The sequence below is a fragment of the Salipaludibacillus daqingensis genome, from assembly GCF_029891575.1.
GTDB classification, from domain to species: domain Bacteria; phylum Bacillota; class Bacilli; order Bacillales; family Salisediminibacteriaceae; genus Salipaludibacillus; species Salipaludibacillus daqingensis.
Map to the genome: position 1 here is coordinate 24001 of NZ_JARZHF010000011.1, position 15171 is coordinate 39171.

Here is a 15171-nt window from a genome sequence, read left to right on the forward strand (position 1 = left end):
CATGTTGTCGGATAAATAAAGAAGGACTGGTGGGGTGATTTTAAATGACAGCAATAAAAATTCAACATCTTACAAAGGATTACGGAAACAATAAGGGTATTTTTGATATTTCATTTCAAATTGAAGAAGGTGAGGTATTTGGCTTTGTAGGTCCTAACGGTGCGGGGAAAACAACGACAATCCGCCATTTAATGGGATTTATTAAATCACAAAGTGGAAAGTCTACTATTTTAAATTTAGATTCATGGAATCAATCGAAAGAGATTCAAAAGCATCTTGGTTATTTACCTGCAGAGATTGCTTTTCCAGCAAACATGACTGGTACACAAATCATTCAGCATGTTGCTAACATGAGGGGTGTCCGTGATATGACGATTGCCCAACAATTAATAGAGATGTTCGACTTAGATCCATCAGCACTTATTAAGCGTATGTCCAAAGGGATGAAACAAAAGGTTGGGATTGTTTGTGCGTTTATGCATGATCCACAAATTCTCATTCTTGACGAACCGACAACAGGCCTTGATCCGCTTATGCAATCGGTATTTGTAAAGCTTATTCACCAAGAAAAACAAAAGGGAAAAAGTATCCTTATGTCTTCTCACCTATTTGAAGAAATTGAAGGGACATGCGATCGTATCGCCATGATAAAGCAAGGGAGATTAATCTCTGTCATGAACTCTCAAGACTTTAAGCATTTTGATAAAACCACATATAAGATAACGTTTGGAGACCTTCAGAACTTTCATGCAATTCAGAAGGAAGGGTTTACTTTTAGGGATATTCATGAGGAAGATTTATCGATCATGTTAGACATAGAAGATCTTCAAATCAACGAGCTCATTGATGCTCTGTCGAAAAGAGATGTGACATCCATTCGTGAAATAAAGTACTCACTAGAAGAATATTTTATGAATTTTTATAAAGAAGGGAATCATGACCATGTTTAATAAAACCTTATTTATCCACTTAATAAAAACGAATCTGAAAATATTCTTAATTATTGCAGGATCACTTTCCTTATTAATCGGGATTGTTATGAGCATTTTCACTCCAGAAACGATGCATGAAATTGCAAAGACAAACATGGATGCTCCTGTTAATCCATTAGGTGATATAACGACCCTAATTTCCTTTGTGGCGAATCAATATTTCGGGAATTTCGCCCTCATCTTTGGCATTATTTATTCCATTATTATTGGAAATAAGCTAATAGCGGATCAAGTAGATAAAGGTAGCATGGCCTATCACCTGTCCACTCCAATCACGAGGACACAGTACACTTTTACAAGTGCCATCTATTTTGTTTCCTCCCTATTGCTCATGTTCGGGTTGGTGTTTGTTGTAGGTTACGGAGTGGCTGAGTTCGTTCAGCCTGGTGAGTTACCTGTAAAGGAATTCTTTGCCCTTACGCTAGGTTCTTTATTATTGCATTTGACATTCAGTGGAATCACTTTTCTTGCATCCTGTTTATTCAACCGTTCAAGTAATTCTCTCGCCCTTGGTGCAGGACTATCGGTGTTCTTCTATGCTACAAATATGCTTTCTGGAATGAGTGACAGCTTAGAATTTCTTAAAAACGTAACTATTATAACTTTCTTTGACTCCAATGCTATTATTCAAAATGAGAGCTATGGGGGTCAATTAATCCTTCTTGTTGGATTAACTGTTGTCCTATATTTTATTGGAATAACTATCTTTAAGCGTAAAGACCTACCTTTGTAATATCTGTCGAAAGATTTGAACGGGTCAATACTTGTATTTTGTAATTTATTTGGAATAATTTTTAACATCATTAACCATTTATTTTTTATAAATCACAAAAATGCCTAGCAAATGAACATACTCATTTGCTAGGCATTTAAAGCTATATTTATCATGTTTACGATAAAAACAGAACTTGTTAGATTCATCATCACTCTTACATGTTCTTTTAAATCAAAACCCGTTCGGCACCAAATTTTGATGCATGAGAACCGTCCCCGTTCGGCATTCGGCTAAGCATTGATGCATGAGAACCGTCCCCGTTCGGCACACGTTCGGTACTCTATACCAACTGATAATACCGATCATCAAGATCTCGTGCTCCAATATGGGCTGCTTTGCCTCTACTGACAAGCAAATCTAAGTAAAAGCAAACAGGCACATAGATTTTCGGACGCTCTGAAAAGTAATACCTATCGTTAGGAGCGCGGTTGTTTTTAATGAGCAATTCACAGATTACTCTCGCACTCGTTACGCCTTCCTCTAAATATTTAATCACTGCATCCCGATATTCGTTCGGAAGCACATACGCTTGCAAGTCTTTTTCATTTTTCGGTGATGGCATCTCTTCTTCACTAAATAAATTGAGTGGATCAGGTTCTTGCGCCTCGTAAAAGCGATCCATATGAGAAAGGTTTCTTTTTGTTTCATCTACCTCATCATCATCTCTTCGAGGGATGTCATAGCCTCTATCAATGGAGGCTATTTGTTGTTTTAACCGATGTATTTGGCGGTCTAACAACGGAACATTTGCAGCTAAATGTTTTTCTATATCATTCGGATACGTGAAATCCTCAGGGATAAATGGAATCACATCCTCTAATTTCCAGTGTTGCTGAAGTTTCAGGAGTAGCTCATCCATCTCATAATCAATCTTCAAGAAACCACTTTTAATATCTTTGACGATCTCAGCAGGCAACCCTGTGTGCTCTTCAAAATGATTGATGCCAAATGTTCGGATTTCATTCGTAACATTGTGTTTGACAATATACTGATACCGAAGAGGTCGCCCACATTCGCACGGCGTTTCCTCATTCACAAACCCATTATCAATATAATCTATCAATATCCATCCTTCTAGTAAATGTTCAATTTCTGCACTATCTGTGTCCTCTGGTAGAACAATCCCTTTATCTTTGGCCATCAAATTAGCAAATATCGTTTTCTTCCCACGTCTCACATGATGGTTAAGAAATTCCTTCTGCTCTTCCGTAACACTATTTAAATAGCTATCTCTTTCATCCTTCGTTAATATATCCTTCATATCCATTCACCTCTATGTAATGAAAAATGGGGACGGTTCTTGTGCGGCATTCCTACATTTAAACCGTGAAACACAATCCCTCACCGTTCTCTTCTCTAGCATCTATTTAATAAGTAGACTCTCCCAATTATAATCCTCTCACAGTTACAACGTCACGAACTATATGAAATTATCGATATATTCTTCTAATGAAAAACATTGCCTCCAAGTGTTATTATCGCAGTCAATCCGCTTTGATCGCACCGTCATCAATCGTAGCATGGCCAACCGTGACGCCATTGACGTCTGTTATTTTATTACGAAGCCCCGGTTTCAGTTTACCAATTTTCACGCCATAATCTCTTATTCTTTTTTGCAAATTATCTTGCCCCCTCACTATTCCCTCCACATTAATTAAATGATATCACAAACTACACCAACGTAAAAAAGCGCCTATTCCAACATCAAAAAGAAACGCTTGGATAGCAATCATCCAAGCGTCCTCATTAAAAACCACATAACTCGTACACGATCGTCTCGTTCGATCTATTTCGTTATCGTCATTCCCCATTTTATTTCGACAGGAAGTACTTGTTGAATTTCTTTTTCATAAACATCTTTTTGCCATTGATCGAACCAAATGTTGATTGTTCCATTGTCTTGACTCGTTCGGATCAAGCGACCAATCCCTTGTCGTAAACGAAGAATCATGTATGGAGTGTCTACCTCTTCTAAAGGATTGTCCGTATGTTTTCGCTTCGCCTCAAATACTGGGTCATGAGGTGGAAATGGTAAAGATGCGATAATGACTTGTGACAATGACTCACCTGGAACGTCTAACCCTTCCCATAAGTTATAAGAACAAAAGACGGAAGATTGATCTTGTTGGAATTTCTTCACCAAGCCACTAATCTCCTGATCTCCTTCATAAAATACCGGGAAATCCCAAGAGTTCTGGTCGGCCCAATTGCGGAAGCGATCCATTTCCTCTTTTGACGAAAATAACACTAACGATTCCCCACTGCTCTTTTTCAGTTGGTTTGCAACACCTTGCCATTTTTCCGATTCCGTTTCCTGAACGTGACCATAGATTTTCATTTGCTCGTCGTAATCAAATGGCGATTGAACAACAAAGGACTCATATTTTTCAATGCCTAAACTATCGGCGATATAGCTGAAATCACCTGCTTGAGACAACGTTGCTGATGAAAAAATGAACGGGATATTTTGAGAGAACACGTCATTTTTTAGAACATCTTCCACTAAACGAGGCATAATCACAAAGGAGCTTTGCGACTCGTTCTCTTCTAGCCAAAAGACACCTTGATTGCCTTGTAATAAAACGCCTAACCCATAAGAGAAAAACTCTAAATACTCTTCAATGATTTTCACGTGGTAATCATCTATCGTAAACATTTCCGTGTCAAAAACGAGTTGTTCTAGTAATAAGTGAACTTTATCGTTTATGTTGGAAGCAAGGTCCATCATTTTTTTAGACCTCGGTACTTCTTTTCGATTTGATCCTTCTACTAAAGAAGCTGAATCGGTTATTAAATCAAACCACTCATCGTGAAGAGCTAAAATATCTTCGATGAGGACTAACGATTCTTCTCGGACATCTTGACTCATGTATTCCGTCAGCACGGTAGATAACGTTGTCGACTCAAACCGGTACGTCAACGCTTTCTGCGCCGCAAATTCTAACAAATGCCCTTCATCAAACACGACACAACTAGCTTCCGGTAACAAAGGTAATTGGCCTTCTCGTTGTCGGGATTCTTTCGTCCATACATGTTCCGCGTAAAAATCATGCGAACAAATAATCAAATCGGACGACTGTCGATAATAATCACGGTTTAACGTTTGACCACATCGATGACGCCAATCACAAGTGGAACATTGTTGAAGAGGATCCCAAGAAACTTTTTCCCACGCATCATTTGGTACCCAAGGATATTCTTTTCGATCTCCGTAACGCTCAAATGATTGCATAGAAGAACCTTGGTCATAAACAAAATCAGGAATGTTATCATGAACTTGCAAAATATCTTCATCTTCTGTTTTATGTGCTAGCGGATCTAGTTTTTTCATGCATACATACTGTTCACGTGATTTAGCTAATCGAACATCCAGAGAGATGCCAAGCGCTCGTTCTAACTTTTTAATATCTCCCTCTTCTTTCACAAGCTGTTCAATTAACGTCTCATCAGCACAAGAAATAATCGCTGGTTTGCGGTGATAACGGGCATAACAAATAGCATAGAGCAAATAGACAAACGTTTTACCTGTACCAACTCCCGCTTCCGCAAACATCGTTGATTTATTTTTAAAAGCCTGTTCAAGCTGAAAAGCCATATATATTTGTTCATCTCGAAGTTCATACCCTTGCTCAGGTAAAATGTCGTAAAAGACATCCCCCACATAATCCCCGAGTTTTTGAAAGAAATTTTCTGTTTTTGAAATCGTAAATGGAAGTTTCGCCATGAAGAAAGTAACCCCTTTTGGTTGATGGAGACGGTTCTCGTGTTGCAAAAAAATGATCAACAACTGAAATAAATGACCGTCCGCTCAATTTTTGAAAAAGACATCTGAAGGAACAAATCATATACTAAAAGTTGCCTGAAGTAAAGGGAAATATAATGGTGAAAATATAGAAATCAATGACGAGTGCTCATGATAATTTTCTTACATTAAAAAACTGCCCATTTTTTTTAACTCCATGTTGATTTATCTTCCTGTCGTCTCCCACTCCGTTACGCATGAAAAAAGCCGTTATCGTTTAACTCGATTTCTTTTCGTACTTCACCACATATAAGCCTCTATCTTTGCTCCACTCCGCGTAAAGGACTTCTTTAAAAGTGGCAACGTTTTGCATCGCTAATTGCGCTTGTAACCAATGTTCATCAAATCCAATTTCCGTTAAATTGTCCGGAACAACTTCCCCATCTAAAATCAAACCAGTCGGTAAATGAACAGGTTTAGGTGGCATATTGAAATCACTCGTTTTAGGCAGGTCATATTCTGATTTAGGCAAAACACTAATTTTACCATTAGATTCCATGATGACATATTCTACTTCTTGCAAAGAAAAGTAGCCTTCTTGCCTGATTAGACTTTGTAAACTATTCATATCTAATTTGGCTTTTTTTAAGGCATCTCTTTCAATCTTCCCTTCACGTATAACAATATTCGGCTCCCCTACAAGCAGTTTTCTCGTTTTCATAAACTTTTCCGTCAACATCTCTACCGTATAAATAATCGCTCCCCAAGTTAGTATCGCCACTGCTATTTGACTAATTTTCACTTGGTCGTCGAATACACCATTCCCTACTAGTTCCCCTAAAATAATCGCCGATATAAAATCAAAAGGAGTAATTTGTGCAAACTGGGTTTTCCCTAACAGTCGTATAACGATAAATAATAAGACAAAACCAAAAACTAACTCCGATATAATGGATAAATATTGATTCATTTTTTCTCATCCTTTACTATGAATCTTCATCCACATTATCGTCTACTTACACTTATTTATACCTCATTGGCAAGACGTATAAATGCCATAAACAGCTATATCTTAATCTCATTATTTAAAATAGGCTCCATTCTTAACTAAATCTTCCTGCTCCTAAGTCTTCTCACTCCCAAAAAGTTAGTCTTTTGTGGCATAATATGACAGGAGTACCTTTACTAGATTTTTAAAGCGGGGAGAGAGAGTTGTGAAAAAAATAATTACGATCCTAATCAGTTTCCTTGTTTTAGCAGTTATTGCTTTAACATTTGCGGGAGATTATTTCTATAATGAAGCCGTGAAGCGCGGTACAGCAACAGAACTTCACAGAGAAGACGAAGCGATCCCAGTGATGGTGGATCGCGAAAATGAACGGCTGATTGAGGAAGCAACAGAATGGTATGAGAACCAGACGTTTGAAACGTTAACAATGACTTCTTATGACGATCTTTTACTAGAAGGTCATTTCCTAGAACAGGAAAACTCTGCTGATAAAACGGTACTACTCGCTCATGGCTTTCGAAATGAGAGAGAAAATATGGCTGACTTTGTGCAATTTTATTATGACCAAGGTTTTGATGTATTCATTCCCGATTTAAGAGGACATGGAGAAAGCGAAGGTGACTATATCGGTTTCGGCTGGCATGATCGTCTTGATTTAAAACAATGGACAGAACAACTCATAGAGGAAAAAAACAGCAGCAGTATATTTCTTCACGGCGTTTCGATGGGTGCCGCTACCGTTTTAATGACCAGTGGCGAAGAACTCCCTTCACAAGTAAACGGCATTATTGCTGACAGTGGTTATACATCCGCAGAAGATATCTTAACCTATCAGCTCGAACATTTATATAACCTCCCTTCCTTTCCTATTATGCAAGTCACAAGTGGACTGACTCAGGCAAGAGCTGGATTTGGCTTCACTGAAGCATCTGCCGTGGACCAAGTTGCCAAAAATAACGTGCCTTTGTTTATCATTCATGGAGAAGCAGATGAACTCGTACCTGAATCTATGTCCCATCAACTATATGACGCAGCGAGCGGTGATAAAACGTTATGGACAGTTCCGGAAGCTGGTCACGTCAAAGCCTATACCGTTGCAACGACAGAATACCAACAACGATTAACCGATTTCATTGAAGAAAATATCGAGGAATAACATAACAAAAAACGTTCATTTTTTCGATAAAATATCGGCATCATAAGCCCAATCTCAATAAGAGAAAATTGGGCTTTTTTTCTATTATTATCGCACCGACAGAAAAGCGAAAACGAATCAAAAGCTGTGAATTGTGCCTCTTCCTTTAATACTCCTCATATATATCGTCCGCATTCTTGAATCGAATGTCTTCAGAATTCGCTTTTGCCAACTTATCACTACGATCTTCCCTATTCCCTGGAAGCCTTCCTTCTGGAACCATCTCTTGATTATCTTTAAATACCGTTTTTTGCTGTTTTTTATCATTATTATTCATCTTAGCCCTCCAACATTATAAGTCTTTGAATCGTTAAGGTAACCAAATAATCGTGGTTTCATCCAACCATTCTTCGGACAAATGCCCATTTTAAATCACTAAATAGGAATCGACGTACAAAATCCAAACATAGGCATAGGATAATGTTGTAATCCAAAGGAAGGGAATGACTGAGATGTATTATGCTCCAATAACGTATCCAAACCCTTATTACCCTCATGTAAACACCCCAGTTTATAACACAAACGGGATGTCGCGAAACAGCCAAGGTAGCGACAAACAATTAATTGAAGATATTCTCGATGGCATTAAACGAGAAGCATCATCCATTGATCTATATCGCCAATTAGCCGATGCCGCGCCTAACGAAAGCCATAAGAATGACATTCTTCATGCTTTAGAAAACAAAAGAGGCCATTTAAATCAATTTACCAATCTATATTTCTCACTTACTGGAAAACAACCTGAGTACGAAACCGAAACAGAAACTTTTGATAGCTATAGTGAAGGGTTAGAAAAGGCCTACCAAGCAGATATGGAAGGATATGAAGAATTTCAACGTAGTGGTTTATCTACTCCATATCCTCAAGTTCAACACGCCTTTTTAATCGCTTCCAATGCGCAAAGAGAGATTGCTTCAAGGTTGGAATATTTAAATGCGGATGCTTCAAACGAGCAAACACATGGAGACTATGGGTCACAATCTTTTGTCGTTAACATGGAAGATGTTACGAAACAAAACGATAACTACCGCAGGGCTTTATGGACAGGTGAACATTTGCAATTGACGTTAATGAGTATCGAAGTTGGCGGCGACATCGGTTTAGAAGTGCATCCTAATCTTGATCAATTTCTACGTTTAGAACAAGGGCAAGGACTCGTGCAAATGGGTGACAGTGAAGATGATGTAGATTTTGAAGAACATGTCTATGCAGATTATGCGATCTTTGTTCCTGCCGGAAGGTGGCACAATCTAACGAATACAGGAAATGAACCTATCAAACTCTACTCTATCTATGCCCCACCTGAACATCCATTTGGTACCGTTCATGAAACAAAAGCGATTGCCATGGAAGCAGAAGAACACCACTAAAAGGCGCTATCTATCTCGCTTACTGCCTTTCATCTTCAACGCTATCTCGCTTCGGGCACTATATGCTTTCTTTACTTCCCGAAAACGTCGCGGGAAAATATATAAAAAGTGCTGTATGAAAAAGTAAAGTTTATAGTGAATCGCATAATTAAAGAAAGGTTCCAATCCCCTATGCAGTAGAAAAGCATTTGGGCTTGGAACCTTCTTTTCACTAAACTACCTAATCATTACTTCTCGAGGATAGCAACAATCTCCACGTGAACCGTATGTGGGAATAAATCGACAGGTTGAACGACCTTTAAGGTGTAACCAAACGGTTCTAATTCTTTAATATCTTCTGCAAAACTTTCTGGATTACACGATACATAGACGATGCGATTTGGCACAGCACGTCCAATTCTTCTCATCACTTTCCCACCTGCACCAGAACGCGGTGGATCAAGCATAAGGAGGTCAGGTTTGCCAAAACTCTCTAACATTTGATCAATTCCTTTTCTAGCATCTTTTGCTAAAAAAGTCGTGTTCAAAAGACCATTGTCTTGTGCATTACGTTTCGCTGATTCGATGGAACTTTCCACGATTTCAATACCTGCAAGTTTTTTTACTTTGCTGGCAAATGGCAGGGAAAACGTGCCTACACCACAGAATAAATCAATCATCTTTTCCGAGTATCTCGGTTGAGATAACTCTAGAGCCAGTTCCACTAATTTTTCGGCTTGAGCTGGATTCGTTTGGAAAAATGTATCGAACCAAAGACGAAAACGGTACCCGGCCATTTCATCATAAATATAATCTCGTCCAGCTAAAAGATGAATTTTTTCAGCCTGCGCTCGATCAGCCCAATCGGTGTTTTCAAGCCATAACAAGCTTTTTACGTTAGGAAAACGTCCGATCCTCTCGACTAAATCATCAACAGCTGTTTGAAGACGGCCGTCAGGTGATTCCGTTGCAACAATAGCGAGCATGATTTCTCCTGTTGCAAAAGACTGTCTCACCATTAAGTGTCTTAGTAACCCTTCATGCATATCTTTAATGTAACCTGGTAACTGATGATCTTTCACCCACTGAGAGACAGCCATCGTAGCTTCTACCATGCCTTCTCCTGCTATCAAGCACGTTTCTAAAGGGATAATTTTTCGCCAATTCCCTTGTTCATGAAGGCCAAGATCTCCCTCTTCCGAAAACGTAAATTCCATCTTATTTCGATAACGCCAAGGCTCTTCCATCCCAATCGTTTCTTTCACGAGAGTTGGATCAAAACCTTGTTCCTCTAGTAGTTGTTTTACATGGTCTGTCTTATAATGTAACTGCCCATCATAAGACCAATGCTGCCAAACACACCCTCCACATTTATCAAAATGAGGGCATGGCGCTTCTACTCTTTCTAAACTAGATTCTATGATTTCGTCAGCGACTGCTTTTCTTCTTTTACGTTCCGGCTGATCTACCGTCACTTTTACTTTTTCTCCTGGTAGCGTCCGTGGGATCGTCAGTTTTAACTTTTTTTCATTTCCTAATTCATTTTTCCGCCACGTAGCCGCTCGGCCTGAACCTCTATTATCTAAATGGTTAACTTCCACAACCATTGTTTCTCCATTAACACTCAATGCATGTTCCTCCTTCGATAGGTGTAACTCTTTTACATTGTTTTTAAAGTTCCTGTTTTTAATAAATGAAAAGTAGTTTGTGAGTCAGAATTTCTTTCTCTATTATAAGGCACGAGTAAAGAATTTGGAATCCATTATCTTAAGTAGATATTAATTAAATGTAACCATATGTACTCTTTGCAAATCAAAAAATAGAACCCTCTCATATTGAACTACCCCCTCCCTCTAAAGCACTTGAGGAAGGAGTCTTCTCGCCTAAGAACGATAAATAGTTCTGTGAAACACTTGCGAAATTATTAGACTCACCAAACGATTTTCCCTTTTTAGATAAAGTCAGCATCCATAGAGAAACTGAATCGATGGCAAAAACAATTTTATAAGTACTATTTATTAAGAAATGAAAAAGGGTTATTCCGTAATGAGCCTTCAAAGCAAGAAGAGAACTCCTTAAAATTAAGGGTTCCTACTTTGACGTTCCAAAAGGTTAGTGTTAAACGTTTAATCAAGCGTTTTACTTCACTAATCTTTTCCATACAACGGATGATCAAGGACCATGGCAGATGCATACGATCGTAACATCGGGTTATGATTTTTGGAGTCCCCCTATAGGGATTACGATTTTGTAACTGATTGTAGCGATAAAAAGAACTAACAAGGTGCAGGCCAAACCATTTTAGAATTTACGGAATCTACTACTTCGTACAGTTTGAGGAGCAAGGTAATCGCTTTCATAAAATCAAAATGGACAAGTCTTTGAATCAGCGATGTCTATGTTTTCCATTACTTCGCTTTCCTTCTCAAATGAAAGCATCAAGTCAGTTCTTAATCATTTATAAGTTTCGCTGGTCTGTTTGAACTCTTTCTCCTGCCACAGTTGATACAGATAGATGATAAGCGCAAAACCGATCATCATAGCAACAATAACTATTGTAGACATAGTCGAATCACTCGAAACAAGTCCGACCCGTTGCAATACCGGGTAAACGATGTACATAAATCCCCCATCCAAAAGTATATTGACAATCAAGTACATCCAAAATTTCCCGAAAGTAAAGTGGAATATCCAGATAACTATAACCAAATATGGTCCATAGACCCAAGGAACTGGGACGACTTTATCCCACCCGAAAAGACTAGAATTTGCCTCATTCCACCATCCGTAATGGTAAGCCGCTTGATAAGATAAGGTATGAATAACGGTCATAAATAGAGCGACCGGCATATACCTGCGCACAGTATCCATTTTCAAAAAAAACAAAGACGCCCAAGGCAATATCAAGAGTAACCAGAGAATAATCTGTTTCATGTAATTAATCTCCCCTCATTAATTTATGTGTAGTGTTACTCTCGGATCATATATTTATTCGATACATCCGATAAAAGTAACTGAAACACCTACTTGGTTAAGCAGAAGAACATCCCTACTAATACAAGAATCACTTTCATAATTAATCTATTTAAATAAGCACAAAACTCAGAATAATATTTTCTTCCGTTTTTTTAATTATTACTTGTTGTAAGGATGTATATGTGCATTTCCTTTGGACTCCACCTTATATGACAAAACATATGAGACACATTCTTTTTCAAAAAATGTGTCTTACCCTTGATGTAATAAACGCTGGATCATCCGATATGAGCAAATCTGATATAATAAAGCTAGTGTTAAAAAAGGTAGGAGTGATTTTCATGGCCCAATCGAATGCCAAAAAGCAGCGAAACAAGTTAGTACGCGAAGGAAGGAGAAATCCTGAACGGGATCGAAGTCCGTATATTTTTATCAATATGAATTCAAAAACAACAAAAACGAAAAAAGATTATATGAATCAGAAGAAATATAAAAAACCTTCTTTCCTAGATGACAGCGGAAAAGAAGGTTTTTATATTTTGTACAGTTTGAACTTGTAATTCATTGATTAGGTGACATCCCTATCTCACCTAGGCATTCACAACTAAACTAATTCTCAACCTTTCATCAAAACCTCCTCTCCTCCCCGCATTCTAATACGACCACATCCGTTTGCTCATAATCCTCTAACAATTCTTTCAAATCATTGTCTTTATCCATCATTTTACTGATGACAGGAAACGCTTCTAATAAATGATCCAAAACATTCGGTCGAACTGCCTTTTCTTTCGAAGTAAACGTATGACTAGGAATGACGATTCCAACATTCAATAAATGCTTCACCGCATATGCTGCTTCTCTAGGTCCCATCGTCATATGGCCACCAGACGATAAAATCGCAACTGTTGGTTCATAAAGGTCTTGAATCAATTCCATATCCAACATGATATTCGTATCCCCAGAATGGTAGATGGTCTGGTCCTTATCGAATTCGAAGACATACCCCGCAGATTCCCCTGCATAGATCGGTGCCCCTTCCGTCTCCCCATACGAAGAAGAATGTCTCGCCTGCACCATCGTCACATTCACATCACTAAAAGGCACACAACCTCCCAAATTGATAGGCATGATATTTTTCATTCCTTTTTGCATCAAAATAAGCGCCAATTCGTATGATGCAACGACCATCACTTCAGGATTCGCTTCCTTTAATTTATCCAACCCACTCGTATGATCAAAATGCCCGTGAGTAAGAAATACACAGTCAATCGTTTTCAAATAAGACTCTCTCGTGTATTCCTCTGGACACCCTGGATTCATATCAAAAAATGGATCAATCAAATATTTATTCCCCGCTGCACTTGTAAAGACATACATCGCATGACCTAGCCGAAGAATTTTCATTTCTTTCACTCCTGTTTTAGTATTTATGACTCTGTTTCACTCTATGCTTTGCCTCCAAGCTCCTTTCCATTTTTAGTTAAAGATCGCAACTTCGTTTTCATAATATTCCGTTAAATTCAGTCGTACAGTTATCACTGGAGAAATTCTTGATCCATTCTTTGAAAACAATGGTCCTTCATTTCTAACACATTCTTTTGATACTTACCTTCGTTTGACTCCATCGTCATCTCGATTCTCATTTACCATTATCTATCTAGAACTTCTAGAAGCATCCTATTAATACCTTTATTAAAGAAATAAAGCCCAAGCTAGTCACAAAAAAGTTTACTAGCTTGGGCTTTATTGACATTCAAATGTCTGTAATAAAAGAAATTCAACCAGCACAGCATTTTTTATATTTTTTCCACTTTTGCATGAACACGGGTCATTTCGACCGATTTTCGGAGAGAGTGATGGTTTCTTGAGTCGCCTTACTCATAGTTGTTTTTATCCATAAACAATTTGATTTCTCCCCTTATCTTTTGCTGTATAAAGTAATTTATCGACTTTTTCAACTAACTGGTCTGGATTTTCGCCATTTTGTTTACAGCTTCCAAAACTCATCGTTACCGAAAAAGCTTCTCCTTCACAGTAAAAAACATGGTTGGAAATCGATTCTTTCATTTCAAGAATTAACTTGTTCACTTCCTCTTGGTCATTATTATATAAGATGATGGCAAATTCTTCTCCTCCATATCGAAAAACGTTCCCTTGTTTTTCTGGAATAATAGATTGTAGAATTGTTCCAATTTGACGTAATACGTTATCTCCAGATACATGTCCGTACTTATCATTTATTAACTTAAACCTATCTATGTCAGTAAGTACAATGTAAAAATCTTTATCGTTTTCTAAATCCTTCCGTAAATGTTCCTGAAAAGAACGGTGATTTAATAAATTCGTGAGATAATCCTGGTTTGCAGCTTTCTCGAACATGTTTTTTTCTGAATGTTGCCTTCTTTCTCTTGAAACAATAATTCCCCCTATGAAACCCATGAGAAACAAAAATACAACCTGAACAATATAACTAATAAAACTAGTAAGTGAGAAGATATCACCCTGTAAGAAAAAAACGATAGAGTATAACAAAATAAACAGAAAAGCAGCTATCATACCACCTATTAATTTCCAATAAACTGCCACATGTAAAATGATTAAATATGCTAATGGAAACAACGGACTTTCGATGCCACCAGTTAGTGGGACAAGAGCAGAAAAGGCAATAAAGTCAAAGAATGGTCCACCTTTAGTCATTAACGTATACATTCTCGATCCTTCTGTTGATTTATGTAAATAATAATCTGAAATACCCATATAGAACAGCCCAAAAACAACCAACGATATAAATAGGTAAAGTTTGATGAGACTTGGATTTTCAATATATTGAACAAAGAAGACTACGACGGACAATAGTAAGAAAAACCAGCGCAAAGAGGAAAAAATAATTTCAAGTGCATGATCTGAGTGGTAAGCATCCTTAAATAACGTTCTCATTGTCTCCACATCCTATTAAAATAGTGGTCTTCTTCCCTTTATTATAATGTAAAAAATAGATTAATATAATATTATTTGGAATTATTTATTAAATGTTAAATGGGGACGGTTCTCATTCCCCATTGTAATTAAATGGAAGTGAAATGTATACCATTCATAGGTTGATATTAAGAAAATTCACTTAAATAAGGTTTTA

General features: G+C 37.7%; 14 protein-coding genes. 5 read left to right on the top strand and 9 right to left on the bottom strand.

Annotated features, from left to right (window positions below; genetic code table 11):
* The first annotated feature begins 44 nt into the window (after nt 1-44).
* Nucleotides 45-950 carry an ABC transporter ATP-binding protein gene (locus tag QDN89_RS18935; protein WP_280771740.1) on the top strand — a complete coding sequence of 302 codons (906 nt, stop codon included), beginning with the start codon at nt 45-47 and terminating at the stop codon, nt 948-950.
* Nucleotides 943-1725, top strand: a complete 783-nt coding sequence (locus tag QDN89_RS18940) for an ABC transporter permease subunit (RefSeq protein ID WP_280771741.1) — start codon at nt 943-945, stop codon at nt 1723-1725. The genes QDN89_RS18935 and QDN89_RS18940 overlap by 8 nt, the downstream gene beginning before the upstream one ends.
* A 322-nt stretch (nt 1726-2047) precedes the next feature.
* Here the strand turns inward: QDN89_RS18940 and QDN89_RS18945 are convergent, their stop codons facing one another.
* The 4 genes from QDN89_RS18945 to QDN89_RS18960 form a co-directional block, all read right to left on the bottom strand.
* Nucleotides 2048-3028 (bottom strand): DUF3895 domain-containing protein, encoded by a 981-nt coding sequence (locus tag QDN89_RS18945; RefSeq protein WP_280771742.1) that lies wholly within the window; start codon nt 3026-3028, stop codon nt 2048-2050.
* 223 nt (nt 3029-3251) lie between these two features.
* Nucleotides 3252-3386 (bottom strand): hypothetical protein, encoded by a 135-nt coding sequence (locus QDN89_RS18950; RefSeq protein ID WP_280771743.1) that lies wholly within the window; start codon nt 3384-3386, stop codon nt 3252-3254.
* 167 nt (nt 3387-3553) lie between these two features.
* Nucleotides 3554-5491, bottom strand: coding sequence for an ATP-dependent DNA helicase (locus tag QDN89_RS18955; RefSeq protein ID WP_280771744.1), 1938 nt, complete (start codon nt 5489-5491; stop codon nt 3554-3556).
* 295 nt (nt 5492-5786) lie between these two features.
* A complete protein-coding gene (locus QDN89_RS18960) occupies nt 5787-6479 on the bottom strand; it encodes a DUF421 domain-containing protein (protein ID WP_280771745.1) in 693 nt (230 codons plus the stop codon).
* A 244-nt stretch (nt 6480-6723) separates the two neighbouring features.
* Between QDN89_RS18960 and QDN89_RS18965 the strand changes: the two genes are divergently transcribed.
* A complete protein-coding gene (locus QDN89_RS18965; RefSeq protein ID WP_280771746.1) occupies nt 6724-7674 on the top strand; it encodes an alpha/beta hydrolase in 951 nt (316 codons plus the stop codon).
* A gap of 145 nt (nt 7675-7819) precedes the next feature.
* Here the strand turns inward: QDN89_RS18965 and QDN89_RS18970 are convergent, their stop codons facing one another.
* Entirely contained in the window at nt 7820-7990 is a 171-nt protein-coding gene (locus QDN89_RS18970; RefSeq protein WP_280771747.1) for a hypothetical protein, read from the bottom strand.
* A gap of 175 nt (nt 7991-8165) precedes the next feature.
* Between QDN89_RS18970 and QDN89_RS18975 the strand changes: the two genes are divergently transcribed.
* Nucleotides 8166-9083 carry a cupin domain-containing protein gene (locus QDN89_RS18975; protein WP_280771748.1) on the top strand — a complete coding sequence of 306 codons (918 nt, stop codon included), beginning with the start codon at nt 8166-8168 and terminating at the stop codon, nt 9081-9083.
* A gap of 227 nt (nt 9084-9310) precedes the next feature.
* Here the strand turns inward: QDN89_RS18975 and rlmD are convergent, their stop codons facing one another.
* A complete protein-coding gene (rlmD, locus tag QDN89_RS18980) occupies nt 9311-10669 on the bottom strand; it encodes a 23S rRNA (uracil(1939)-C(5))-methyltransferase RlmD (RefSeq protein ID WP_280771849.1) in 1359 nt (452 codons plus the stop codon).
* Between the two features lie 847 nt (nt 10670-11516).
* Nucleotides 11517-11996: a hypothetical protein gene (locus QDN89_RS18985; RefSeq protein WP_280771749.1), complete on the bottom strand. Its 480-nt coding sequence runs from the start codon at nt 11994-11996 to the stop codon at nt 11517-11519.
* Nucleotides 11997-12379: 383 nt separating this feature from the next.
* On the opposite strand from QDN89_RS18985, the gene QDN89_RS18990 reads away from it, so the two are divergent.
* The gene (locus tag QDN89_RS18990) at nt 12380-12598 is read left to right on the top strand and encodes a hypothetical protein (RefSeq protein ID WP_280771750.1); all 219 of its coding nucleotides are present in this window, start codon (nt 12380-12382) and stop codon (nt 12596-12598) included.
* Between the two features lie 67 nt (nt 12599-12665).
* On the opposite strand, the gene QDN89_RS18995 is transcribed toward QDN89_RS18990, so the two are convergent.
* Nucleotides 12666-13442, bottom strand: a complete 777-nt coding sequence (locus QDN89_RS18995; protein ID WP_280771751.1) for a metal-dependent hydrolase — start codon at nt 13440-13442, stop codon at nt 12666-12668.
* Nucleotides 13443-13928: 486 nt separating this feature from the next.
* Nucleotides 13929-14975, bottom strand: coding sequence for a GGDEF domain-containing protein (locus QDN89_RS19000; protein ID WP_280771752.1), 1047 nt, complete (start codon nt 14973-14975; stop codon nt 13929-13931).
* Between the last annotated feature and the right edge of the window lie 196 nt (nt 14976-15171).